Consider the following 22,130-nt stretch of genomic DNA (forward strand, 5'->3'; position numbering starts at 1 on the left):
TGCAGGAGGTGCAGGACATGCTCAGCAGCATCCTTGCTGTCATTACGTTGAACAAGGACCGGGTCGCTGGCGGTGCTCCCATCTTTTTTTGTTCAGATCAACAGGAACAGCAGCAGATCGCCTTCCTTCTGGAAAAAATTCTGGACGGGATGGTGCATGAGGTGACAGCAGATACCCTGGTCATTGTTCGGCATTAGGAGTGTATGGTATGATTAGCTAGTCAAAAACAGAAAACGAGAGAGAGTGTTGTCAACTATGGGATTGCCAGTGGTAGCCATTGTGGGGAGACCCAACGTGGGCAAGTCCACGATTTTTAACCGATTGATCGGCGAGCGCATCGCCATCGTGGAGGACAAGCCGGGAGTAACCCGTGACCGTTTGTATGGAAAGGGAGAGTGGCTGACCCACTCCTTCCATGTCATTGACACCGGCGGTATTGAATTTGGCGAGACCGACGAAATTCTCACGCAAATGCGTTATCAGGCGGAGCTGGCGATTGATGAAGCGACTGTCATTGTCATGATTACAGATGGTCGAACAGGTGTGACAGATGCCGATCTGGAATTGGCGCGCATGCTGAATCGCACGGGAAAGCCGATTGTCCTTGCCGTAAACAAAGTAGACAACCCGGAAATGCGGGCTGATATTTACGATTTCTACACGCTTGGCCTTGGCGAGCCGTTTCCGATATCTGGAAGCCACGGACTTGGACTTGGGGACATGCTGGAGGAAGTCGTCAAGCACTTCCCGGACCCTGATGAGGATGAAACTGGGGAAGACGTGATCCGCGTCTCCATTATCGGTCGGCCAAATGTCGGCAAATCGTCCTTGACCAATGCCATTTTGGGTGAAGAACGAGTCATCGTCAGCGATGTAGCTGGGACGACACGCGATGCCATCGACACCCCGTTTGAGCGGGATGGCCAAAGCTATATTCTCGTGGATACCGCCGGGATGCGCAAGCGCGGCAAGGTATACGAAAACACGGAGAAATACAGCGTCATGCGGGCCATGCGGGCCATTGAGGATTCGGACGTCGTGCTGGTAGTCCTCAACGGCGAAGAGGGCATCATCGAGCAGGACAAGAAGATCGCCGGCTATGCCCATGAAGCGGGGCGCGGGGTTATCATTGTCGTGAACAAATGGGATGCCTTGGAAAAAGATGACAAAACCATGCAGCGATTTACCGAGTTGATCCGGGAAGAGTTCAAGTATCTGGACTATGCGCCGATCCTCTATGTGTCGGCCAAATCCAAACAGCGGGTGCATACGATTCTGCCCAAGGTAAACGAGGTAGCAGAAGCGCATTCGATGCGAGTGCCGACGTCCGTACTGAACGATTTGATGACGGATGCCACGATCCGCACGCCGCCGCCATCTGATCGCGGCAAACGATTGAAAATCAACTATGCGACACAAGCAACAGTGAAGCCTCCGACATTCATCCTATTCGTGAATGATCCGGAGCTGATGCATTTCTCCTATGAGCGTTACATAGAGAATAAAATACGTGAAGCGTTTGTCTTTGAAGGCACGCCTGTACGTATCTGGACCCGGAAAAAAACGTAGGGAGAGGGAAAGGGTCATGGTGTTACTATCCTGGGTGATCAGCTATTTGATTGGATCCATTAGTTTCAGCTATCTCATTAGCAAAAAAATTGCCGGCATCGACATCCGCTCTCACGGGAGCGGCAACGCAGGCGCGACGAATACATTGCGGGTGCTCGGCAAAGGACCGGCAATCCTTGTTCTGTTGCTGGATGCGGCGAAGGGACTATTGGCGATGGGTATCACCCACCTGTTGACAGGCGGAGACCCTGTCGCCTATGCCATCTCAGGGTTGTTTGCCATCGCTGGTCACAACTGGCCCATTTTTTTCGGATTTCGCGGGGGGAAAGGAATCGCCACTACTTTGGGTGTGGCGCTTGGCTTTTCGCCCCTCGCCTTCCTCATCGGTGCCGTCCTTGCCGTGGTCACGATTGCGATAACGCGTTATGTATCGCTGGGATCGCTGATTCTGGTATCGGCTCTCCCGATTGCGATTTACCTGTTGGACAAGCCAAACGCCTTTGTTTGGACCAGTCTGGCGCTCGCTGTCTTTGCCTACATTCGGCATTATAACAATATCCGCAATCTTCTTGCAGGGAACGAGCGAAAACTGGGAGATCGATCACATCGGAAACTGGGGTAGTCATTGCCCTGGGTGGTATCGACGGGAGCAAGCCGAGATGAAATAGTGGAGGGAGCGCTCTTGATTCAAAACGTCGCCGTGATTGGCGCTGGGAGTTGGGGTACAGCACTTGCATCTGTTTTGGCCAAAAACGGTCATCAGGTGACGCTGTGGGTGCGTGATGCCCAATTGGCGGATGAAGTAAACCAAACACATCGTAATCAAAAATATCTTCCGGAGGCGACTCTTCCTGCCAACATCGTCGCCACGTCAAGCCTGGAGAAAGCAGTGGCGGGAACGCCTGTCGTGCTGCTTGCTGTTCCTTCGCACGCTATGCGCCAGGTTTGCAAAAGCATGGCTGCTTATCTTGACCCGGATGTCTGGCTGCTGCATGCGACTAAAGGGTTTGAGCTGGAGAGCTTGAAGCGGATGTCCGAAGTGATCGCAGAAGAGCTTTCGCCAGAGATTGCCTCCCGCCTGGCAGTCCTTACGGGACCGAGCCATGCCGAGGAAGTGGTATGCGAACAGCCGACAACGGTAGTCGTGGCATCTGAAAATGAAGAAAGCATGCTGCGGGCGCAGGATTTGCTGATGAATCAAAATTTCCGTGTCTACACCAACCCGGATTTGGTTGGGGCAGAAATCGCAGGCGCTTTGAAAAATATTATCGCACTCGGCGCCGGAATGTCCGACGGCCTGGGCTATGGGGATAATGCCAAAGCTGCTCTCTTGACGCGGGGCCTCGCGGAGATAAGCCGTCTGGGGATCAAGCTGGGGGCCATGCCCCTGACATTTGCTGGTCTTGCCGGAGTCGGGGATTTGATCGTGACTTGCACGAGCAAGCACTCTCGCAACTGGCGTGCGGGCTATATGCTCGGCCAAGGTAAGAATCTGGATGAGGTCCTGGAGCAAATGGGCATGGTCGTGGAAGGGGTCCGCACCACCCACGCCGCCTATGCGCTGGCTCAGCGAGAACAGGTAGAAATGCCGATCACACAAGTGTTGTACGGGATCTTGTTCGAAGGAAAGACAGCCAGACAAGGTGTGGAAGAACTGATGGGACGCGGTAAAACCTTTGAAATGAGCTATCTGAATCCAGAAGCGGATCGTTCGTAGCAGTTCTCCTCACACAATTAGGCTCCTGCACATAAGATAGGGTGAAAGCCCAGATGCAGGAGGAGGTTTTGTATGAACAACAATCGATCTCGCCGTTTCCTGGATAGTCTGCAAGGGAAGTTGGCTGGCAAGGTAGATGAAGGCAAGCTGCAAGCAATAGCCAGTCAGGTGAAAAAAAGCGATTTTGAAGATGAAACCAAGCTTCGTCAAATGATTCAGTCGTTGGCTACTTTGACCGGAAAACAACTGACACCCGAACGCGAGGACAAGATCATTCAGATGTTTCGGGACAAGGAAATCAATCTCCAGGATCTTTCCTCTTTAAACAAGCTGCTCAGGTAAGAGAAATGGGCGATTATGACCGTTGCATGCGAAGCAAACCGTCATACAGTAACATTAGGAACAATCATGGCTCTACAGGGACATGGCTGACCTACAGAAACAAGAAAAAAAGAGGGGAATCACCCCTCTTTTTTTCGTTGCTTGCCGTTGCTGGCGAACGTTTGGCTCAGCAAATTCTGGACCAGTGGAGATTGCAGCAATCCGAGCAATTGGCTAATGTCGATATTCGCCAGCGGATTATTGACGCTGCTGTTGCTTTCTTCTGGTTCCGGCTCCGTCACCGGTTCGCTGGCTGTACGGGCGGGCTGTACGGCTGCTTTCTTCTTGTTGGCCGTCTTTTCTGTTGCTTGCGCCTTTTCGGCTGAGCGTTTTCCCAGATTCTCGAACATTTCCATGGCGCCGTAGAGCGTGTCCATGGTTTGTTCCACTTGCCGAATGGTTGTACTAATCCCTTTAATATTATTGCGCATCTTGGATACGGAAGTGCGCAGATCGACTGCGGGGATTACCTTTTTGGACGTTACGGCAAGGGAGACGTCCGTTGCCTGATCATTCAGTTTTTTGCTGGGGATGGGAGCATAGGGATTTCGCCATTTCCGTTTGCTACTCATTCTGCAATCCCTCCAATAGGCGAATTCATCACAATAGTCTATGCGAACGTCTAGTTGGAGGTTCACATCCGTCAGGTGCAGGATGGTGAAGTATGGTATAATGAAACCAAAAATGCAAAGGATGCTGCAGGGTAGATGTATATTGATCCTATCACCAAGATGAACATCTCTTTTGTCGCGATGGGGCTGATGTTCGTCTGTAATTTTCTTATGATTTTTTCTCGAAAAACACAAAACGGCTGGCTCCGTTTCTTGTTTAGAACGCTCGGTCTGCTGATGCTGATTACAATCTTTGTTTTAATCCTCATCGTTATTTTTGTGTAAGGGGGAGCAGTAGTGGGACAACTTACGATGCAGACACGCGCAGGGAGCCACACAGTTCCCGCAGAGACAGGCAAAACCATCGTGGAACTGGCCAAACAGCACAAAATCGTCTGGGGACATGCCTGCCAGCGCGGTGTGTGCGCACAGTGTCGTACCTTTGTGGTCGAAGGGGCAGAGCTGCTGAATGAAGTCACCAAAGAAGAAAAGCTGCGTTTGCGAAAAGCAGAGCGAGCCGAGGGGTACAGGCTGGGCTGCCAGATTCAACTCGTCAAAGACGGCGATGTGACGGTTGCTCATCGGCCTTATTAGTTGGGAGCAGTGATTGATGGGGAAAATGACCTTTTTACCAACCGGCAAATCGATCAAGGCGAGGGCTGGGCAGTCGGTAGTCAGTGCAGCGGGTTCGGCACGCGTCGTGATTCCGCAACGCTGCAGCGGTCATGCGTCCTGTCTGATGTGCCGTATCGTCCTGGAAAAGGGAGAACTGACAGCACCGACAGAGTTGGAGCTGCGAAAGCTTTCGGCGCAAGATCTCGCGCAAGGCGTCCGATTAGGGTGTCAAGCGAAGGCGACGCAGCAGGATTGTATTGTACGCATCCCGGAAAACAGGCTGAAGTCGGTGGTACAGGCGGCTTTGCAGCGGCAACGGGAAGAAAATGAAGATTGAGGCAAGAGGTGCATAGAGAAGATGGGGGATTCATCACGCAAATGGCAGTACCTGATAGTGGCATTGATTCTGGTATCCGCAGCATTGACGGGATGCCTGTATCCGGATGAAAGACGGGCGGAGAACCAGATGCCGAGCGCCTTTTTTTTGGAGCAGACGCAAAAAGCGATTGATCAGTTCAAAGCGGATACATCCGTTCTGCCGATCGTGACCAAAGACATGAATACACCGATTTTTGAGAAGTACGAGATTGAGTTTCGCAAATTGATCCCGAAATACATGCCGGACGCGCCGGGCAATGCCTTTGAAAAGGGCGGGGTTTATAAATACGTTTTGATTGACGTGGAAACCAATCCTGCCGTCAGACTGATCCATCTGCCCTCCGTCAGCACGGTGGCAGATGTCCAGCGGGCGGTAGACAGCTATCGCTATCAAAATGACGACAAGCTGCCGATCAAGGCAGATTTGGGAGAAGGCTATTTTTCTATCGACTTTGGCAAAATCGGCATGAAGGAGACACAGGTGCCGGGTACGGCCGGGAATTACCTCCTGCCTCTGATCATGAACGGCAAAGGTGAGGTTGGCATCGATTATGCCATCGACATCGCCACTGTTCTTCGAGAGAGCGAGGCGACTGTTCAGGAACGGACAGATCCGCGTTACGTCATGGCGCGGGAATCCAGCTTCGTGCCGGCCAAATCATTTCCTTACACGATGGATGGGGACCAGCCGAAATTGCTGAAATTAAAATAAAGAAAGAAAAACGACTCGTAAATAGAGTCGTTTTTTTTGTTCTAGTTGCGATGTACAGACATATATTTGTACTGTCCACGGAACTTGTACGAGATCCCCGGGAAAATGCTGGCGGTCAGGGATAATTCGGAAAAACGGTCATAGTGTAAAAATAGACAAATAGAAGGAGGTCATCGATGGTGGAACGAGTTGACATCTTTAAAGACATAGCCGAACGGACGGGCGGAGACATCTACCTTGGTGTGGTAGGGCCGGTTCGTACGGGAAAATCAACCTTTATCAAGCGATTTATGGAGCAGGTCGTCATCCCCAACATTCAATCAGAGGCAGAGCGGATCAGGGCGACGGATGAACTGCCGCAAAGCGCTTCCGGACGAACAATCATGACGACTGAGCCCAAATTTGTTCCCAACCAAGCTGTCAATGTCCATGTTACCGAAGGTCTCAGCATCAACGTCCGCCTCGTTGACTGCGTAGGATATACGGTACAGGGGGCAAAAGGGTTCGAGGACGACAACGGGCCGCGCATGGTGAATACACCGTGGTATGAAGAACCAGTCCCGTTCGAGGAAGCGGCAGAAGTAGGCACGCGCAAGGTCATCCAGGAGCACTCCACTATCGGTATCGTGGTGACGACAGACGGCAGCATCGCGGAGATTCCGCGTGTGGGATACATCGACGCCGAGGAGCGCGTGGTCAATGAATTGAAAGAAGTAGGGAAACCGTTTGTCATCGTGGTCAACTCGACACGTCCGCGCTCGGAAGAAGCACAGAATCTGCGCGTTCAGCTTCAGGAAAAATACGATGTGCCTGTCGTGGCTCTCTCCGTAGACCATATGACAGAACAGGAAATCCTGCTGCTGATGAGGGAAGTGCTGTTTGAATTCCCAGTGCATGAGGTCAATGTCAATCTGCCGAGCTGGGTGATGGTGCTCGAGAGCGGTCACTGGCTGCGTCAAAACTATGAGGAAGCCGTTCGTGAAACCGTACAGGACATCCGCAGATTGCGTGACGTGGACCGTGTAGTAGGCTTCTTCAATGAATACGACTTTGTGGAGAATGCTTCCTTGGCGGGAATGCATATGGGCCAGGGGATTGCGGAAATCGATCTCTACGCTCCAGATGAGCTGTACGATCAAATTTTGATGGAGATCGTAGGAGTCGAGATCAGCGGCAAGGATCAGCTCTTGAAAATCATGCAGGAATTCTCCCACGCCAAACGTGAATACGATCAGGTAGCAGAAGCGCTACATATGGTCAGGAGCACCGGTTACGGGATCGCCGCTCCGTCGTTGCATGAGATGACCTTGGACGAACCCGAACTCATTCGCCAAGGACCGCGCTTCGGAGTCAGATTGAAAGCAACAGCACCCTCCATTCATATGATTCGCGTGGATGTAGAGTCTGAATTTGCTCCTATCATCGGCACCGAGAAGCAAAGCGAAGAATTGGTCCGCTATTTGATGCAAGACTTCGACAAAGATCCGTTGTCCATCTGGAATTCGGATATTTTTGGAAGATCCCTGCACTCGATCGTAAGGGAAGGCATCCAAGCCAAAATCACCATGATGCCGGACAATGCCCGCTACAAATTGCAGGAAACATTGGGACGCATCATCAACGAAGGCTCTGGTGGACTGATTGCAATTATCCTGTAAGAGTTGGGAAAAAAGACCTAAAAAAACAGGCATTAGAAGGGGCGCCCTCTGTGATGGGATGCCTTTTTTTCTTGTATTTCGTTCAATTTCGACAGGAGGTACTTGAATTTAAGAAATCGGTGTATTACTATTAGCTTGTCAGAGCGGTAAAAACAGCCAATACGTGTATAAAACCGCGCATTTCGGTTAAGAAAAATAATAGCTAGGACTTGTGGTGTTCTTTGAGGGGAGGTGAACAAGAATGAACAAAACAGAACTGATTGCAAAAGTGGCGGAAACCACTGAACTCACCAAAAAAGATGCAACAAAAGCAGTTGATGCCGTTCTGGATGCAATTGCTGATGCTCTGAAATCCGGTGATAAAGTCCAACTGATCGGCTTCGGTAACTTCGAAGTTCGTGAGCGTGCGGCTCGTAAAGGCCGTAACCCACAAACAGGGGAAGAAATCGAAATCGCTTCCAGCAAAGTACCTGCGTTCAAACCAGGTAAACAACTCAAAGACTCCATCAAGTAATCGTATTGCCTGATAATGGACACTTACATAAAAAAATCCACATTTTCGTGATGTGGATTTTTTTCTTTTTGAGCATTTGTCAAATGTGCTGTCGCAAGAACTCATTTTTTGTTTTTTACCAAGGAATATGGTAAGATGGCCTTGTTTCGTTTTTTGGACATCTTACCCAACAAAAGAAAAGTCATAGGTTCGTACGGATAGATAGAATCGTGCAAATAGAACCAAAAGCTAGGAGGTACAGGATGAACGTTGATATGGAGAAAATTCAACAGGCCGTCCGTATGATTTTGGAGGCCGTAGGAGATAACCCGGATCGGGAAGGGCTGCTGGACACGCCGAAACGCGTGGCAAAAATGTACGCGGAAGTATTTGAAGGCATGCACATCAATGAAGAAGTCTACTTCGAGACCGTATTCAGCGAAGAGCATGAGGAAATGGTCATGGTCAAGGACATCCCGTTCTATTCCATGTGCGAGCATCACCTCGTTCCATTCTTTGGCAAGGCGCATGTGGCATATATTCCACGAGGAGGCCGTGTCGTCGGCTTGAGCAAATTGGCCCGTGCCGTAGATGTCGTCGCCAAACGACCACAGCTCCAGGAGCGGATCACGTCAACCGTTGCCGATTCGATGATGCGCAAGCTGGATCCGCATGGGGTAGTTGTTGTCATCGAGGCGGAGCATATGTGCATGACGATGCGCGGGATCAAAAAGCCCGGCTCCAAAACGATCACTTCGGCTGTTCGTGGAATCTTTGAAAAAGATGCGGCTGCCAGAGCAGAAGTATTCAGCCTGATGCGTGTATAATAAATGACAAGAATACCAGACACTCCTCATTTCGGGGAGTGTTTTTTATATTCTGGAAAATTTGGATTCTTTTCTTTGTTATGGTAAAATCAGGAATATGTGCTTGGATTAGAAAGAAAGGAGAGATGCACATGAAACGGGTACATCATTCATGGATCAAATGGGTCTGCACCGGGATTCTGCTTGCTGCTCCCCTTGCTCCTGTGTCAGTCGCACAAGCCAGCAGTCCCAAAGCCATGGAGAAGGAAGCTTTGGAACAGATAAAGCAGCTGCCCCCCAAAGCGAAGCGGATTGTAGAAGAGACGGCGGAATTCTTTTTCAGAAGTCAGCACAAGCTTGACGTTCAAATTCAAAAAAAGGGAGAGGACGCTTGGGATGTGCAATTGAGCCAGCATCCTGAGGAGATCGGACAAAAGCATCAACCGGGTTCGGTTGCATTGCGCCTTTCCAAAGGAGGAAAGCTGGAGCGGCTTGACGCTTTCTGGGATGCAAAGGAGAATAAGGGCTCGATTAGCCAGTGGACTGCTGTCAATGAGGCCGAAGGGTTCGTCAATCAGGTTCTCGGCAGCGATCTCAGGGCTGGGCTGCAGCCCTCCAGGATAGGGATCGATTGGTTTGCGATACCGCTCTATCCCGTCGTCAATAACATCACGGTCCAAAAAGAGGCAGCATCTGTCATCGTCGATGCAGCCGGAAATCTCCGCTCTTTCCAAACCAAAGAGATCGAGCTGCGAGAAGCTATGCTCCCGTCCCGCTCTGGCGTCATCGACAGCAAAGATGCCAAACGAGCGTTTGCAGATCTGCTTTCCGTAGAGCTGGTGTACGATGACGAACGGGGCAAGTTCGGCTACCAATCGTCGCCATTCAGCCGAATCGACGCCAAGACAGGCCAGAAGCTAACTGTTCCTTACGAAACGGTTGATGAAGAGTGGGCATTGGATCAAGACAAGAAGCCGGCACCTATGAGCATTGATAAGGCGAAAGCAATTGCCAGCTCATATGCAGGCTTGGATGCTGGCAAGCTGAATGTTCGTACCTCTCGTCAAAAACATCCGGATGAAGATGCCAAAACGATTTTTACCGTAACGGATGGAAATCGAATACTGATTCTTGAAACGGATGAGAATACGGGGACCCTGCTTACCATCCACATGGAGGATGCGGAAAAGACCACCGCTTCCAATGGCAAAAATGCGGATGAAGCAAAGCAAAAAGCACGCCATTTCATAGAATCGTATGCGAGCCTGGAAAAAGGGGATTACGTATTGAGAGAGAAGCGCTACGCGGATGGGGAAGCTGCGAGCGATTACCAGTTCGAATTGTACCCGATGCATGGCGACGTACGGGCAGCGAAGCCGATCTTGACACTGTCTTTCGATCGAGGCCAAAACACGCTTTCCGCCATGACCACTCGTTCGTTCCAACGGTATTCAGCAGCGACTCCTGCCGTGATTAACGTGGATCAGGCGAAGAGGGCCTGGCTGGACGCCATTTCTCTGGAGCTGCAGTATGTCTACCTGAATGCCAGCACGATGAAAGACGAGCAGGCAAAGCTGGCGTACGTTCCCTCTTTCTCTGCCGAGAGCCGTTTCCTGAATGCGGCGACGGGGCAGCTGGAGAAGGCGGCAGATTGAGAGAACGGATAAGAGACCATCCCAGAGTTTAGGGATGGTCTCGTGTTTATCTGCCTCAAGATGGCTCATCATATGGTTATTAAGCTGATTCAAAGAGGATTGGTTCTTCGTATACCCATCCTTTTATGTACTCATAATGGATTGGGAAGGATAAGGTTTCTCCGCTATCTCGAGAGAATGTGAAACTGCCTTGCTGTAAATCTTCGTCCAGCAGGATGATTGGAATATAATCGCCTATTTGTGAGTGTTTTCTCATTATGCTTGCTTGGACTCCGATAAAGGATTCAATAAACCCCCCATTGTAGTAGTTTTCCATGTCCTCTATGAATGCTGTTCTATCGGTATACTCAATATAAACCCATTTTTTTCCGTCCCCATCAGTAAAATAAGTCCGATCTTTTACTGATTGTGAAGACTTTATTGACTCAATATCTGTTTCGATTCCCAAAACTTGAAGGGTCCTTTGGATACTTACTTCGACAATCATGTCTGAGTCATTCTCACGAAGCTGAATCGTGAAGAAAAAGCTTGCGCAAGCAACAAGCAGCGCAAGGCTAGACACAACAAACCATTTCTTTTTCAAAGTTGCTTCCTCCTTTCCTTGTTCCATCTGTAAATTTTTGGATACCACTCACATTCTAGCAAATGGACAGGAACATGGATTACAAAATGGTTACAATATAGGAAAGAGTTCCGTAGTCCCAGGTGCAACTTGAATTTCGTATTCGTACAAATCTTTCAATAGGATGAAAAAAATATGGAAGATATTCGCTTTTCTCTCTTGCAACATTGAGCGCCTGTATTGTATAATCAAATACGTAATTACTTGATCTGAACGATCAGACCAACGTCGGGATGTGGCGCAGCCCGGTAGCGCGCACCCTTGGGGTGGGTGAGGTCCAGGGTTCGAATCCCTGCATTCCGACCATTGTATAACCGATGAAGAAGCCCGAAGATCCGGGCTTCTTTTTTTTTGGCCACTTTTTCCAATTCCCCTCTTGGATTCCCTCGCAATCTTTTCTATAATAGAGGGATGATAGAGGTAGGAAAGGTTGTTTGAGGTCATGAAGATACCCGCATCGGCGCAAGCAATGTACTATCAACTCCAAAATCTTGATACGGCCGCCGCTCAGAATTCCTATACTTCGGAAGATGCGCTTTTTGCTGATCTGTTGCAGGCTCAGGTGGATGCAGGCCAGCGCGTGATCCGCGCAGAAGAGATCGTATCCAAACTCGATGGCGCATCTGACTGGAGCTTCATGCACGAAGCTTCCGCAGCCGGGCCGTATAGCGGAACGCCTGTTGGGGCAGACCAGGTCAGCAATGTTTCGATACAGTCCATCCTGGATAAAATCAAAAAGACAGCTCGTTCCCATGGGGTAGACGAAGATTTGGTTCGCGAAGTGGTTCGTGCGGAGTCCAATTTTAATCCCTATGCGGTCTCGGGTGCAGGAGCGAAAGGATTGATGCAATTAATGGACAGGACCGCCCAGGCGATGCATGTCCGTAATGTGTACGATCCGGAGGAGAACCTCGCAGGGGGAACCAAATACCTCAAAAACCTGCTGGAGCGGTTCGATGGCAATATCGGAGTGGCCTTGGCTGCATACAACGCTGGTCCTACCCGCGTTAGCAGGCTCGGCATCACTACGGACGAAGAGCTGAAGGAGAAATACGCGTTGCTTCCTCAAGAGACGCAGCGCTATGTAGAGAAAATCTTGAGCCGCTTGTAGATCAGCTAGCCGAGAAGGAGGACAGAAGATGAGCCAGACACCCAACTTTCAACAAGATTACGTCATCGTGAAGGCGAAGGAAAATGGTGTACACGTAATCGGACTTACTCGCGGCTCCGATACGCGTTTTCACCATACCGAAAAGCTGGACAAGGGTGAGGTTATGATTTTGCAGTTTACCGAGCATACCTCCGCGATCAAGGTGAGAGGGAGCGCGTTTATTTATTCCAAGCACGGAACCATCGACACGACTGAATAGAGGAAGAATGGGAAAGCAGGCATAGCCTGCTTTTTTTGTTTGTACAATGGTGAGAGAGGAGGGATGTCGGATGCCAAGAAGACTATTTCTGGCGATCGCTGTATCTTCATTGCTTGCCTTGGTACTATCTTTGATTCCGATCGATCGGTGGAAACAGGCTGATATGGCTACTTTCCAGCCTTCTTCCCCGATCCGGCTAACCGAGCAAAATACGCTCGATTTGTTTACAACGGTTACAACACATTATAATATTAAGCGTATCAAATGGGATCATGCCTCGATTTACGTCGATCTCGTCGTAAAACCGGAACAGCATGTGGAGCTTCCGTTCGTATATCAAGATTTTTACAACGTAACGAATCAAATGTTTACATTTACTTGGAATGTGAACCAGGTTTATTTTCGCTTGCTCGAAGATCGGGATTATTTGAGAGGAAACCGCCTGTTGGTTGCGATTCAGTCGGATCGGCAGACGCACTCCCGGCATGCCAGGAATTTGAAAGGGACGGATGAGATAGCGGGTTTCGTAAAAGAAACCTTTTCTGTGCGTATTGACCCTTATTTTTACGAGAGAATTAGTCCCTGAGGAACGAAGTGTGATATGATGGTAAGGACGGCCTTTTGACCGGGCAGCTTGAAAAATGGACGTGTACGAACAAGCGAAAGACATCAGGTTGTGTACAGCTAGTGGAGGAGGACGCATGAGCAGAGAACAAACTCCAACTGTAGAAGAAGTTCGCAACATTATCGAACAAATCTACAAGCGAACCACCCAATCCTATGTAGAGAAATACGTGGATGTTCCCGCGCTTTCGGAGAGCAGACTCTCCTTGTTGTTTCATTTTCTTTTGGAACAGGGCATGAACAAGGAACGCGCCACCATACTCTGCACAGCGACTGGGCTCGTCCAACTGGGATTGGACATGCATGAACTTGTGACCAACACCTATGAAAAGACGGAAGCGGCAGAACGTAATCGACAATTAACGGTGCTGGCCGGAGATTATTACAGCAGCCGTTACTATCAATTGTTGGCCGAGGCAGGAGAGATAAAGGCGGTCGAAGTATTGTCTGGCGCTGTCCAGCGCGTGAACGAAGCCAAAATGAGGCTGTATATCGCAGGCAAAGACGGCAGGCTTTTCTCCGATGAAGAGTACTGGGAATTGCGCAATATGATCGATACGGGCCTTTATGTTGCGATTGTGCAGGAGTACGCTACACGAGAGGATACCCGGCAATTCTGGATTGATCTCTTTCGGGATACGGCTACGGTGGAGAGTGTCATCGGAGAGTGGGAGCATTTGAAGTGGCAGCAGCAACCACCTTTTGGCTTCTCCAGGCTGCTGTTGCAAAAACCAGGGGCTACGATCACGCAGGTTTTGTACAGCATTGAAACAAAAGCATTGGATATGATCGGCATGTGTGAACAGATGGCCCGGAATCTCCATCCCGTGGAAACGCGTAACATGCTGGCAGCCATTACGGCTCGTTATGCACATCGGGTGAACCGATTGAAACGGGTCATTGAGGAGTTGTAAGCTTTGGAGCAGACACACATGAAAGATAAGGCGCAGTTTGTTCACTCCGTCTTTGAAAGCATTGCGGACGATTACGACAAAATGAACAACGTCATCAGTTTCGGCAGCCATGTAGCCTGGCGAAACTATACCATGAAGCAAATGAATATTCAGCCTGGTCAAACAGCTTTGGATGTTGCTTGCGGCACATGCGACTGGACCATTGCGCTGGCACAGGCAGTAGGTCCGACAGGCCGGGTAGTGGGCCTGGACTTTAGCCAGAACATGCTGGATGTCGGAGCTTACAAGGTGTCAAAACACAAGCAGGACCAGGTCGTTTCGCTCGTAAATGCCGATGCGATGAATCTGCCTTACGAGGATAATACCTTTGACTTTGTGACGATTGGCTTTGCCCTTCGCAATGTGCCTGATGTGCAGACAGTGCTGAAGGAAATGACCAGAGTGGTCAAGCCAGGAGGGAAAGTGGTTTCACTCGAAGTTTCCAAACCTCCTTTCAAGCCCTATCGCCAGCTGTTCTACCTTTATTTTTACCACATATTGCCATTCGTCGCCAAATTGACTGTAAACAAGTACGAGCAGTACGCTTGGCTGCCGCAATCATTGACGAATTTTCCGGACAGTCGCGAACTGGCGGGAATGTTCCAAAAGGCAGGGCTCGACCCTGTTCAAATCAAGCTGTTCATGGGAGGCGTAGCAGCCTTGCATATGGGGACAAAACCAACACCTTGACCAAAGGGGATTTTGCCTGTCATGCAGCCAAGGCTCGGTATAGCCAAGTTTTCTAATGGGAATAGGAAGTGTATCGCATGGCTCTTCGCAAGTTGAAAATCATATTGGAAATGATAAAATTTGAACACTCGATCTTTGCATTGCCCTTCGCGTTTATGGGAGCGGTACTGGGCAGCATTGTAGTAGAAGGCACCTGGCCTACCTGGATGGAGATTTTTTGGGTGACGGTAGCCATGGTAGGGGCCCGCAGCGCAGCGATGTCGCTCAACCGGTTGATTGACCGTTTCATCGATGCCAAAAATCCGCGTACGGAGACACGTGCGATTCCAGCCGGATTGATTTCTGTGATAGAAGTTCTTGTCTTTATCGTCGTTTCTTTCCTGGTGTTGTTTATCGCAGCATTCCAGTTAAACGATTTGGCAGTGAAGCTTCTGCCATTGGCGGTATTTGTTCTCGTGCTGTACTCTTATACGAAGCGCTTTACCTGGCTTTGTCACTTTGTTCTCGGGGTCGCCATCGGCTTCGGTCCGTTGGGCGGCTGGGTGGCTACGACTGGTCAGGTTGATATAACAGGACTCTTGCTGTTTGCTTCCGTCATGTTCTGGACGGCTGGCTTTGATATTATCTACGCTTGCCAGGATGCGGATTTCGACCGCAAAGAAGGCTTGTACTCCATGCCTAGCCGCTTCGGGGTTGCCAATGCGCTGCTCGTGGCGAGAATGTGCCATGTCCTTACATTTGTCGGGCTGGTTTCACTTTATGCCATGGCGGATCTGTCGTTCTGGTTCCTGATTGGGGTGCTGATTTCCGGAGCGATTCTGATCTATGAGCACAGCTTGGTCAAGCCTACAGACCTCTCGAAAGTGGATGTTGCATTCTTCAATATGAATGGGATTTTGAGTGTTGTCATGTTTGTTTTTACCATGATTGATTTGGTGATCACATGACTCAACAAAAATGGGCTGTCGGAATTACAGGAGCAAGCGGCGCCATCTACGGCGTTCGTCTGGTTCAGGAGCTGCTGAGGGCAGGACATCTCGTTCATTTGATGATCACGGAAGCAGGCTGGCAGGTTTTTCGCGACGAATTGGACTGGGATACGCAGGATCGGGAGGCCCTGCTGCAGGAAAAGCTGCAGCAGGATTTTCCCGGTGTGCTTCAGTACTGGGGATTGCGTGATTTTCGATGTCCTGCCGCGAGCGGTTCCTACCGCTGTGACGGGATGATCGTGGTTCCCTGCTCGATGGGGACGGTATCTGGATTGGCACAAGGCGCCTCCGGCAATTTGCTGGAACGGGTCGCTGACGTGATGTTGAAGGAAGGGCGCCGACTTGTCATCGTGCCCCGCGAGACGCCGCTCAATGCCATTCACCTGGAGAATATGCTCAAGCTTTCTCGTCTGGGGGTAAAAATACTTCCAGCGATGCCCGGATATTATCAGAAGCCGCAAACGATGGATGATCTGATCAACTTTGTTGTGGGCAAAGCTTTGGATGCGCTGGATGTTCCCCATGCGCTGTTTCGCCGCTGGGGAGAGTAGGTCCGAAGCTTCTATACCAAGGAATACGCGCCACAGGGCATCCCCGTTACAGGGGAGCAGGACTTTCTAGAGAGCGGGACTCTGCAGGCGACACCGATCAATACTACGTCGATGAAATAGGTGGGACGGATGAACCTTGTCGAAATTTACTTCAAGATGAAAAAGGACGTCCAGTACATTGAGGATGAACTGGAAAAGTCCATCGACACCGAAGTGCGGGAGCTATACCAGTCCTCTACGCATTTGCTGAAGGCCGGAGGGAAGCGGATTCGTCCGGTTTTTGTTCTGCTCGGCGGCAAATGGGGAAATTACGATATCAAAAAGCTCAAGCACGTCGCAGTACCGCTAGAGTTGATTCACATGGCGACATTGGTTCACGACGATGTGATTGATGATGCGGACAAAAGACGCGGACGGGAAACAGTCCGCACCAAATGGGACAACAAGGTCGCCATGTATGCAGGGGATTATATACTCGCGCGTGCCTTGGCTATCGCAGCACAACTACCGATCCCTCAATTGCATCGAATTCTTGCACACGCCATGGTGGAGGTTTGCAAGGGCGAGATCGAGCAAGTGAAGGATTTGAACAACTGGAACCAGAATTTCCGCACCTATCTGCGCAGAATCAAGCGCAAAACAGCGCTCCTCATCGCGATCAGTTGCCAGATGGGGGCGATTGCGAGCGGAGCTGCAGATGAGATTGTCCGCAAAATGTACTGGTATGGCTACAATGTCGGGATGGCTTTTCAAATCACCGACGACATCCTTGACTTTACCGGTACGGAAAAACAGCTAGGGAAGCCGGCAGGCAGCGATCTGCTCAACGGAAACATCACTCTTCCAGCGCTCTATTCCGCGCATTACGGACGCTCACGCGAGCAATTCCAGACGTGGATCGCCGAGCAAACGTTTTGGGATCATGTCCATGAAGCGGTCCATATGGTTCGCAATGACGAAGGAATCGGCTTTTCGCAGAAACTGGCGGAGCGCTACATCGCTCGTGCGCGCGCAGTTTTGGCTGATTTGCCGGATAATCAGGCGAAAACTTCTCTTCTGGGAATCGCCGACTTTATCATTGAACGTAAATTTTAAACAAATTTCTTGGTCATGCTGTTGCTTGCGAACCACTGTTTTGATAAAATTTGCGGTGGTGTGATTACACTCACCAATACATAGCGGTAATGGAGGCATACTTACAATGGAAAAAACATTCCTTATGGTAAAACCTGATGGCGTACAACGTAACCTGGTCGGGGAGATCGTTTCCCGCTTCGAGAAAAAAGGATACCAACTGGTAGGAGCAAAATTGATGACAGTAAGCCGCGAGCTGGCTGAAAAACACTACGCTGAGCACAAAGAGCGTCCGTTCTTTGGCGAATTGGTAGATTTCATCACTTCCGGTCCTGTATTCGCGATGGTATGGCAAGGAAACAACGTCATCGCCAACGCTCGCTCCATGATGGGCAAAACAAACCCTGCTGACGCAGCTTCCGGTACAATCCGCGGCGATTTCGCAACTTCTGTCGGCATGAACATCATTCATGGTTCCGATTCCCCTGAAAGCGCAGAGCGTGAAATCGCATTGTGGTTCTCCAAAGATGAAGTGCTGGCGTATGACAAAACGATCCAAGCTTGGATCTAATCCGGAATCTTGGGATTCAGAAAAAGACCCGATGTTGGGGTCTTTTTCTATTTTTGTCACAATTCGCTACAAACTCGATAGGGTTTTGCCGATATTCTAGAGAATAGCATGAATGATATTGGAAAGAGGATGGATGGCGGATGGCTGATATGGAAGATAAGGACTTTCTACAATTTATCCTAAGTGTAAAAAAAATGACTGGTATAGACCTAGCCCTCTACAAGGAAGCGCAAATGAAGCGCCGTTTGACTTCTCTGCGGCTCAAACGCGGCTATTCTACGTTCGCGCAATACTTCGAGGCCATCTCCAAAGACAAAGAGCTATTCTATGAGTTTTTGGATCGAATGACAATCAATGTATCCGAGTTTTTCCGCAATCCGGGCAGGTGGGATGTGCTGGAGAACAAAATCCTGCCAAGATTGACCAAGCAGTCGAGTCGCATCAAATGCTGGAGCGCCGCCTGCTCGACAGGGGAGGAACCCTATACGCTTTCGCTCATCCTGCTGCGCAAAAAAGTAGATGCAACTTTGCTCGCAACAGACATCGATGAGGGGGCGCTGGCTAAAGCGAAGCAGGGAGTGTACACGGACCGTTCGCTGCAGGACTGCCCGCCAGACCTGGTCTCGAAGTACTTTGCCAAGGACACGCACAGTTACCGGATCTTGGACGAAGTGAAAAACAAGGTGACTTTCAAGAAGCACAATCTGTTGGCAGATCCTTTTGAATCACAATTTGATTTGATCATTTGCCGCAATGTCATGATCTATTTTACCGAAGAAGCCAAACATGAGCTCTATCAAAAGTTCAGCCGCGCACTAAAACCGGGCGGCGTCCTGTTCGTCGGCAGCACGGAGCAAATTTTTCAGCCGCATCAATATCAACTTGAAGCAGAAGATACGTTTTTTTATCGGAAAATGGGATGATTCAACCCTACTGGAGGTATAACCCTGCTCTTTTCTTCCAAGACTAGGAATACCTACTAGTATGGGAGGATGCAGATGGATAAGCAGAAAGTCATCGAAGCATATCGTCGGGGCCTGATTACGCTGCAAGAATGTGGGCAAATACTCGGTGCGGAGCAGACGCAACTAGATGATCTGATGCGAACTGAAAACCACCGACGTCCGCTTAGTCAAAATCCCTACATGATCGTGGATCACTTCTGAGTATGTGATAGACCGTTGCGCTTCTCCTTATTGGGAGGAGCGTTTTTCCGTAAAAGAAGGCGGATCCCATATGGATTGCCACTTTTATATTTTCACAGGATGGCAGGTATGATATTATAGCGCTTAAAAGTGATAAAGAAAGGCGTCCTGATGATAGGGCTTTGACGGTGTGCAGGAGCGCCAAAAGGATGGAGGAAGCAAGGGATGCGTTATTTGACAGCAGGTGAATCACACGGACCGCAATTAACGGCAATTATTGAAGGGGTTCCCAGCAATCTGCCGTTTTCTGTAGATGCGATTAACGAACAACTGGCCCGCCGTCAAAAAGGACATGGACGCGGCAGACGGATGCAAATCGAGAAAGATCAAGTGAAGGTCGTCTCTGGTGTGCGTCACGGCTATACGACGGGAGCGCCTATTACACTCGTAGTGGAAAACAGAGATTGGACCCACTGGCAAGGTATTATGAGTGTCGAGCCTGTAGAGGGCGCGGAGGAAAAGCGCCGGGTTTCCCGTCCGCGGCCAGGCCATGCGGATCTGAACGGAGCGATTAAATACCATCAGCGCGATATGCGAAATATTCTGGAACGTTCCAGTGCCCGTGAGACGACCATTCGCGTGGCGGTTGGCGCTGTGGCCCGGCAATTGCTGGCGGCATTCGGCATCCGCGTCGGCGGACAGGTTCTGCAAATCGGCGATGTCGTGGCAGAACGCCAGGATGTCAGCTTGGAAGAATTGATTGCGCGTACCGAGGAATCGCCGGTCCGTTGCTTGGATAAAGAGGCAGAGCCGAAAATGATGGCATTGATCGACAAGGCCAAGGAAGATGGAGATTCGCTTGGCGGCATCGTGGAAGTGATCGTAGATGGCGTGCCGATTGGACTGGGAAGCCACGTGCAATGGGATCGCAAGCTGGATGGGCGTCTGGCACAAGCGATCATGAGCATTCAGGCCTTCAAAGGTGTAGAGATCGGCATCGGTTTTGAAGCGGCCGGACGTCCCGGCTCTCAGGTGCATGACGAGATCTCCTGGAACGAACAGACCGGCTACAGCCGCAAATCCAATCGGGCAGGCGGACTGGAGGGAGGCATGACAACCGGTATGCCAATCGTTGTCCGCGGCGTGATGAAACCGATCCCGACCTTGTACAAACCATTGATGAGCGTCGATATCGATACGCATGAAGCGTTCTCTGCCAGTGTTGAGCGATCGGACAGCTGTGCGGTGCCTGCTGCAAGCGTCGTAGCCGAGGCTGTCGTGGCATGGGAAATCGCGCGGGCAATGTGCGAGAAGTTCCCGTCTGATTCCATGGACGACATGCTGGAGAACGTAAGCCAATATCGCGCCTACACGGAGAAATTCTGATGAGCATGCAAACATTGAAAGTAGAGTTGGGAGAACGATCCTATCCGATATTGATAGGGGAACATCTCTTGCAGCGTGCTTCAGCTTTGTTGCAAGAGGTAGGGATTATGTCCAAAAGCAAGCTGATGATCATTACCGATCAGCATGTAGCAGCACACTATCTCGCTTCGCTTCAAGCCGAGCTGGAGGCATCAGGGTATTCGGTCGTGGCCAAAGTGATCGAGCCCGGCGAACAATCCAAAAGCCTGGCTGTCTATGAAAACGTCATGACCGAGGCAATCAAAGCTGGGTTGGATCGCAAGTCTGCCATTCTGGCACTGGGCGGAGGCGTGGTCGGCGACTTGGCAGGGTTTGTGGCAGCGACTTACATGCGCGGAATTGATTTCGTGCAGCTCCCAACCTCTTTGCTGGCGCACGATAGCTCCGTCGGCGGAAAAGTGGCGATCAACCATTCCCTGGGCAAAAATCTGATCGGCGCTTTTCATCAGCCCAAAGCGGTGATTTATGATACAGCTACCTTGCAGACATTGCCCAAGCGGGAGATTGCGGCGGGTTTTGCCGAGGTCATCAAGCATGGATTGATTGCGGACGAAACCTTCGTGAGCTGGCTGGAGCAGGAAGCAGACCGATTGGGGGCATTGGAGGCAGATGCGATTGCAAAAGCGATCTACCAAGGCTGCCGGGTCAAGGCTGCCATCGTCTCCGAGGATGAGACGGAGCAGGGACAGCGCGCCTTGCTGAATCTGGGGCATACCTTTGGCCATGCCTTTGAAGCCTTGTCATCGTATTCCATCCTCAACCATGGGGAAGCGATCTCCATCGGAATGTGTGCGGCGGCGAGGCTGGCTGAACGCATCGGCTTTGCCAAGTCCGGTACCTATGCACGTACGGCGCGAGTGCTTGGCCTCTACCACCTGCCCACCACCTGGCCTGCGGGCATGTCGCCGGATGCTGTACTGGAAGCGATGAAACGCGATAAAAAGACTGTGGGAGGCAAGCTGGCGCTTATTTTGCCGCGTGCCATCGGCAGTGTCGAAGTCGTCAAAGAGATTGATGAAAATGACATCCTTAGTGTGATGAGAGAAGAAGCGGAGGCAAAATAATGGGAGTGCGAGCAATTCGAGGAGCCATTACTGTAGAGAAGGATACGCGAGAAGAAGTCATATCGGCAACCAAGCTTATGCTGGAGGAAATCATTGCGCGCAATGAACTGGCTGCAGAAGACATTGCAAGCATGCTGTTCACCACGACCGAGGACGTCAGCTCGGTATTTCCAGCGCAAGCAGCTCGTCTGTTGGAAGGGGAAGATTGGGCGTACGTGCCGTTGATGTGCATGCGCGAGATTCCTGTACCAGGCAGCTTGCCTATGTGCGTGCGTGTGATCATGCATGTGAACACGGACAAATCGGCCAAGGAGATTCAACACGTCTTTTTGCGCGATGCCGTCAAGCTGCGTCCTGATTTGACCAACCGGTCCTGACCGGATTTTCCCCATCGAAACGATTCATTTTTCACTACAGAGTTGACAAGAGCGGCGCTCTCTTTTACCATAGTAAAAAC

General features: G+C 50.4%; 29 protein-coding genes and 1 tRNA gene. 28 read left to right on the plus strand and 2 right to left on the minus strand.

Features of this window, described 5'->3' with window-relative positions; genetic code table 11:
- Positions 1-17: 17 nt before the first annotated feature.
- The 5 genes from EDM58_RS04420 (at position 18) to EDM58_RS04440 (ending at position 3,628) form a co-directional block, all read left to right on the plus strand.
- A complete protein-coding gene (locus EDM58_RS04420) occupies positions 18-197 on the plus strand; it encodes a capping complex subunit for YIEGIA (RefSeq protein ID WP_122912280.1) in 180 nt (59 codons plus the stop codon).
- A 58-nt stretch (positions 198-255) separates the two neighbouring features.
- Positions 256-1,569: a ribosome biogenesis GTPase Der gene (der, locus tag EDM58_RS04425; RefSeq protein ID WP_122912281.1), complete on the plus strand. Its 1,314-nt coding sequence runs from the start codon at positions 256-258 to the stop codon at positions 1,567-1,569.
- Between the two features lie 16 nt (positions 1,570-1,585).
- On the plus strand, positions 1,586-2,191 hold the full coding sequence (gene plsY, locus EDM58_RS04430) for a glycerol-3-phosphate 1-O-acyltransferase PlsY (RefSeq protein ID WP_122912282.1): 606 nt from the start codon (positions 1,586-1,588) through the stop codon (positions 2,189-2,191).
- Between the two features lie 60 nt (positions 2,192-2,251).
- Positions 2,252-3,286, plus strand: a complete 1,035-nt coding sequence (locus tag EDM58_RS04435) for an NAD(P)H-dependent glycerol-3-phosphate dehydrogenase (RefSeq protein WP_122912283.1) — start codon at positions 2,252-2,254, stop codon at positions 3,284-3,286.
- A 72-nt stretch (positions 3,287-3,358) separates the two neighbouring features.
- The gene (locus tag EDM58_RS04440) at positions 3,359-3,628 is read left to right on the plus strand and encodes a stage VI sporulation protein F (RefSeq protein ID WP_122912284.1); all 270 of its coding nucleotides are present in this window, start codon (positions 3,359-3,361) and stop codon (positions 3,626-3,628) included.
- 119 nt (positions 3,629-3,747) lie between these two features.
- Here EDM58_RS04440 and EDM58_RS04445 read toward each other — a convergent pair whose 3' ends face one another.
- Positions 3,748-4,239, minus strand: coding sequence for a hypothetical protein (locus EDM58_RS04445; RefSeq protein WP_122912285.1), 492 nt, complete (start codon positions 4,237-4,239; stop codon positions 3,748-3,750).
- Positions 4,240-4,398: 159 nt separating this feature from the next.
- On the opposite strand from EDM58_RS04445, the gene EDM58_RS26130 reads away from it, so the two are divergent.
- From EDM58_RS26130 to EDM58_RS04485, 8 genes are all read left to right on the plus strand, one after another.
- Positions 4,399-4,563 carry a DUF2768 family protein gene (locus tag EDM58_RS26130; RefSeq protein ID WP_281275079.1) on the plus strand — a complete coding sequence of 55 codons (165 nt, stop codon included), beginning with the start codon at positions 4,399-4,401 and terminating at the stop codon, positions 4,561-4,563.
- 12 nt (positions 4,564-4,575) lie between these two features.
- Entirely contained in the window at positions 4,576-4,872 is a 297-nt protein-coding gene (locus EDM58_RS04455; RefSeq protein WP_122912286.1) for a 2Fe-2S iron-sulfur cluster-binding protein, read from the plus strand.
- Positions 4,873-4,888: 16 nt separating this feature from the next.
- Positions 4,889-5,230, plus strand: a complete 342-nt coding sequence (locus EDM58_RS04460; protein ID WP_122912287.1) for a 2Fe-2S iron-sulfur cluster-binding protein — start codon at positions 4,889-4,891, stop codon at positions 5,228-5,230.
- 21 nt (positions 5,231-5,251) lie between these two features.
- Positions 5,252-5,983: a hypothetical protein gene (locus EDM58_RS04465; protein WP_122912288.1), complete on the plus strand. Its 732-nt coding sequence runs from the start codon at positions 5,252-5,254 to the stop codon at positions 5,981-5,983.
- Positions 5,984-6,162: 179 nt separating this feature from the next.
- Positions 6,163-7,641 carry a stage IV sporulation protein A gene (gene spoIVA / locus EDM58_RS04470; protein WP_031305337.1) on the plus strand — a complete coding sequence of 493 codons (1,479 nt, stop codon included), beginning with the start codon at positions 6,163-6,165 and terminating at the stop codon, positions 7,639-7,641.
- 241 nt (positions 7,642-7,882) lie between these two features.
- Positions 7,883-8,155 carry an HU family DNA-binding protein gene (locus EDM58_RS04475; RefSeq protein WP_023554438.1) on the plus strand — a complete coding sequence of 91 codons (273 nt, stop codon included), beginning with the start codon at positions 7,883-7,885 and terminating at the stop codon, positions 8,153-8,155.
- A gap of 242 nt (positions 8,156-8,397) precedes the next feature.
- The gene (gene folE, locus EDM58_RS04480; protein ID WP_122912289.1) at positions 8,398-8,961 is read left to right on the plus strand and encodes a GTP cyclohydrolase I FolE; all 564 of its coding nucleotides are present in this window, start codon (positions 8,398-8,400) and stop codon (positions 8,959-8,961) included.
- A 131-nt stretch (positions 8,962-9,092) separates the two neighbouring features.
- Positions 9,093-10,595 carry a hypothetical protein gene (locus EDM58_RS04485; protein WP_122912290.1) on the plus strand — a complete coding sequence of 501 codons (1,503 nt, stop codon included), beginning with the start codon at positions 9,093-9,095 and terminating at the stop codon, positions 10,593-10,595.
- A gap of 79 nt (positions 10,596-10,674) precedes the next feature.
- Here the strand turns inward: EDM58_RS04485 and EDM58_RS04490 are convergent, their stop codons facing one another.
- On the minus strand, positions 10,675-11,178 hold the full coding sequence (locus EDM58_RS04490; RefSeq protein ID WP_122912291.1) for a hypothetical protein: 504 nt from the start codon (positions 11,176-11,178) through the stop codon (positions 10,675-10,677).
- Positions 11,179-11,446: 268 nt separating this feature from the next.
- Between EDM58_RS04490 and EDM58_RS04495 the strand changes: the two genes are divergently transcribed.
- The 15 genes from EDM58_RS04495 (at position 11,447) to aroH (ending at position 22,050) form a co-directional block, all read left to right on the plus strand.
- A tRNA-Pro gene (locus EDM58_RS04495) sits at positions 11,447-11,523 on the plus strand.
- A gap of 136 nt (positions 11,524-11,659) precedes the next feature.
- Positions 11,660-12,328 carry a lytic transglycosylase domain-containing protein gene (locus tag EDM58_RS04500; protein ID WP_122912341.1) on the plus strand — a complete coding sequence of 223 codons (669 nt, stop codon included), beginning with the start codon at positions 11,660-11,662 and terminating at the stop codon, positions 12,326-12,328.
- 28 nt (positions 12,329-12,356) lie between these two features.
- Complete coding sequence (gene mtrB, locus EDM58_RS04505; RefSeq protein WP_122912292.1) at positions 12,357-12,587, plus strand: trp RNA-binding attenuation protein MtrB; 231 nt, start codon at positions 12,357-12,359, stop codon at positions 12,585-12,587.
- Between the two features lie 70 nt (positions 12,588-12,657).
- Positions 12,658-13,173 (plus strand): hypothetical protein, encoded by a 516-nt coding sequence (locus tag EDM58_RS04510; protein ID WP_122912293.1) that lies wholly within the window; start codon positions 12,658-12,660, stop codon positions 13,171-13,173.
- A gap of 115 nt (positions 13,174-13,288) precedes the next feature.
- Entirely contained in the window at positions 13,289-14,125 is an 837-nt protein-coding gene (locus tag EDM58_RS04515) for a heptaprenyl diphosphate synthase component 1 (RefSeq protein ID WP_122912294.1), read from the plus strand.
- Between the two features lie 18 nt (positions 14,126-14,143).
- Positions 14,144-14,854, plus strand: coding sequence for a demethylmenaquinone methyltransferase (locus EDM58_RS04520; RefSeq protein WP_183187419.1), 711 nt, complete (start codon positions 14,144-14,146; stop codon positions 14,852-14,854).
- Positions 14,855-14,931: 77 nt separating this feature from the next.
- Positions 14,932-15,801, plus strand: a complete 870-nt coding sequence (locus tag EDM58_RS04525) for a UbiA-like polyprenyltransferase (RefSeq protein ID WP_122912296.1) — start codon at positions 14,932-14,934, stop codon at positions 15,799-15,801.
- On the plus strand, positions 15,798-16,394 hold the full coding sequence (locus EDM58_RS04530) for a UbiX family flavin prenyltransferase (protein WP_122912297.1): 597 nt from the start codon (positions 15,798-15,800) through the stop codon (positions 16,392-16,394). Before EDM58_RS04525 ends, EDM58_RS04530 begins: the two co-directional genes overlap by 4 nt.
- Positions 16,395-16,523: 129 nt before the next feature.
- Complete coding sequence (locus EDM58_RS04535) at positions 16,524-17,489, plus strand: polyprenyl synthetase family protein (RefSeq protein ID WP_122912298.1); 966 nt, start codon at positions 16,524-16,526, stop codon at positions 17,487-17,489.
- 106 nt (positions 17,490-17,595) lie between these two features.
- The gene (gene ndk / locus EDM58_RS04540) at positions 17,596-18,039 is read left to right on the plus strand and encodes a nucleoside-diphosphate kinase (protein ID WP_122912299.1); all 444 of its coding nucleotides are present in this window, start codon (positions 17,596-17,598) and stop codon (positions 18,037-18,039) included.
- Positions 18,040-18,188: 149 nt separating this feature from the next.
- On the plus strand, positions 18,189-18,962 hold the full coding sequence (locus tag EDM58_RS04545; protein WP_122912342.1) for a CheR family methyltransferase: 774 nt from the start codon (positions 18,189-18,191) through the stop codon (positions 18,960-18,962).
- A gap of 75 nt (positions 18,963-19,037) precedes the next feature.
- Positions 19,038-19,205, plus strand: a complete 168-nt coding sequence (locus EDM58_RS25615) for a hypothetical protein (RefSeq protein WP_183187420.1) — start codon at positions 19,038-19,040, stop codon at positions 19,203-19,205.
- Between the two features lie 204 nt (positions 19,206-19,409).
- Positions 19,410-20,570 (plus strand): chorismate synthase, encoded by a 1,161-nt coding sequence (gene aroC, locus EDM58_RS04550; RefSeq protein WP_122912300.1) that lies wholly within the window; start codon positions 19,410-19,412, stop codon positions 20,568-20,570.
- A complete protein-coding gene (gene aroB, locus EDM58_RS04555) occupies positions 20,570-21,673 on the plus strand; it encodes a 3-dehydroquinate synthase (RefSeq protein WP_122912301.1) in 1,104 nt (367 codons plus the stop codon). Before aroC ends, aroB begins: the two co-directional genes overlap by 1 nt.
- Positions 21,673-22,050 carry a chorismate mutase gene (gene aroH / locus EDM58_RS04560; protein WP_122912302.1) on the plus strand — a complete coding sequence of 126 codons (378 nt, stop codon included), beginning with the start codon at positions 21,673-21,675 and terminating at the stop codon, positions 22,048-22,050. The genes aroB and aroH overlap by 1 nt, the downstream gene beginning before the upstream one ends.
- Positions 22,051-22,130 lie beyond the last annotated feature (80 nt).

Origin of the sequence: Brevibacillus panacihumi, from assembly GCF_003710985.1 — a bacterium.
In the GTDB taxonomy this organism is placed as follows: Bacteria; Bacillota; Bacilli; order Brevibacillales; family Brevibacillaceae; genus Brevibacillus; species Brevibacillus panacihumi.

Bases quoted from the DNA above. Each gene is read 5' to 3' on its own strand.
- EDM58_RS04475 (WP_023554438.1), top strand. From the start codon at position 7,883: ATGAACAAAACAGAACTGATTGCAAAAGTGGCGGAAACCACTGAACTC.
- EDM58_RS04510 (WP_122912293.1), top strand. From the start codon at position 12,658: ATGCCAAGAAGACTATTTCTGGCGATCGCTGTATCTTCATTGCTTGCC.
- EDM58_RS04515 (WP_122912294.1), top strand. From the start codon at position 13,289: ATGAGCAGAGAACAAACTCCAACTGTAGAAGAAGTTCGCAACATTATC.
- EDM58_RS04520 (WP_183187419.1), top strand. From the start codon at position 14,144: ATGAAAGATAAGGCGCAGTTTGTTCACTCCGTCTTTGAAAGCATTGCG.
- plsY (WP_122912282.1), top strand. From the start codon at position 1,586: ATGGTGTTACTATCCTGGGTGATCAGCTATTTGATTGGATCCATTAGT.
- aroC (WP_122912300.1), top strand. From the start codon at position 19,410: ATGCGTTATTTGACAGCAGGTGAATCACACGGACCGCAATTAACGGCA.
- EDM58_RS04535 (WP_122912298.1), top strand. From the start codon at position 16,524: ATGAACCTTGTCGAAATTTACTTCAAGATGAAAAAGGACGTCCAGTAC.
- aroB (WP_122912301.1), top strand. From the start codon at position 20,570: ATGAGCATGCAAACATTGAAAGTAGAGTTGGGAGAACGATCCTATCCG.
- der (WP_122912281.1), top strand. From the start codon at position 256: ATGGGATTGCCAGTGGTAGCCATTGTGGGGAGACCCAACGTGGGCAAG.
- EDM58_RS04485 (WP_122912290.1), top strand. From the start codon at position 9,093: ATGAAACGGGTACATCATTCATGGATCAAATGGGTCTGCACCGGGATT.
- EDM58_RS04545 (WP_122912342.1), top strand. From the start codon at position 18,189: ATGGAAGATAAGGACTTTCTACAATTTATCCTAAGTGTAAAAAAAATG.
- EDM58_RS04460 (WP_122912287.1), top strand. From the start codon at position 4,889: ATGGGGAAAATGACCTTTTTACCAACCGGCAAATCGATCAAGGCGAGG.
- EDM58_RS26130 (WP_281275079.1), top strand. From the start codon at position 4,399: ATGAACATCTCTTTTGTCGCGATGGGGCTGATGTTCGTCTGTAATTTT.
- EDM58_RS04500 (WP_122912341.1), top strand. From the start codon at position 11,660: ATGAAGATACCCGCATCGGCGCAAGCAATGTACTATCAACTCCAAAAT.
- EDM58_RS04445 (WP_122912285.1), bottom strand. From the start codon at position 4,239: ATGAGTAGCAAACGGAAATGGCGAAATCCCTATGCTCCCATCCCCAGC.
- EDM58_RS04525 (WP_122912296.1), top strand. From the start codon at position 14,932: ATGGCTCTTCGCAAGTTGAAAATCATATTGGAAATGATAAAATTTGAA.
- aroH (WP_122912302.1), top strand. From the start codon at position 21,673: ATGGGAGTGCGAGCAATTCGAGGAGCCATTACTGTAGAGAAGGATACG.
- EDM58_RS04530 (WP_122912297.1), top strand. From the start codon at position 15,798: ATGACTCAACAAAAATGGGCTGTCGGAATTACAGGAGCAAGCGGCGCC.
- EDM58_RS04420 (WP_122912280.1), top strand. From the start codon at position 18: ATGCTCAGCAGCATCCTTGCTGTCATTACGTTGAACAAGGACCGGGTC.
- ndk (WP_122912299.1), top strand. From the start codon at position 17,596: ATGGAAAAAACATTCCTTATGGTAAAACCTGATGGCGTACAACGTAAC.
- EDM58_RS04440 (WP_122912284.1), top strand. From the start codon at position 3,359: ATGAACAACAATCGATCTCGCCGTTTCCTGGATAGTCTGCAAGGGAAG.
- folE (WP_122912289.1), top strand. From the start codon at position 8,398: ATGAACGTTGATATGGAGAAAATTCAACAGGCCGTCCGTATGATTTTG.
- EDM58_RS25615 (WP_183187420.1), top strand. From the start codon at position 19,038: ATGGATAAGCAGAAAGTCATCGAAGCATATCGTCGGGGCCTGATTACG.
- EDM58_RS04465 (WP_122912288.1), top strand. From the start codon at position 5,252: ATGGGGGATTCATCACGCAAATGGCAGTACCTGATAGTGGCATTGATT.
- mtrB (WP_122912292.1), top strand. From the start codon at position 12,357: ATGAGCCAGACACCCAACTTTCAACAAGATTACGTCATCGTGAAGGCG.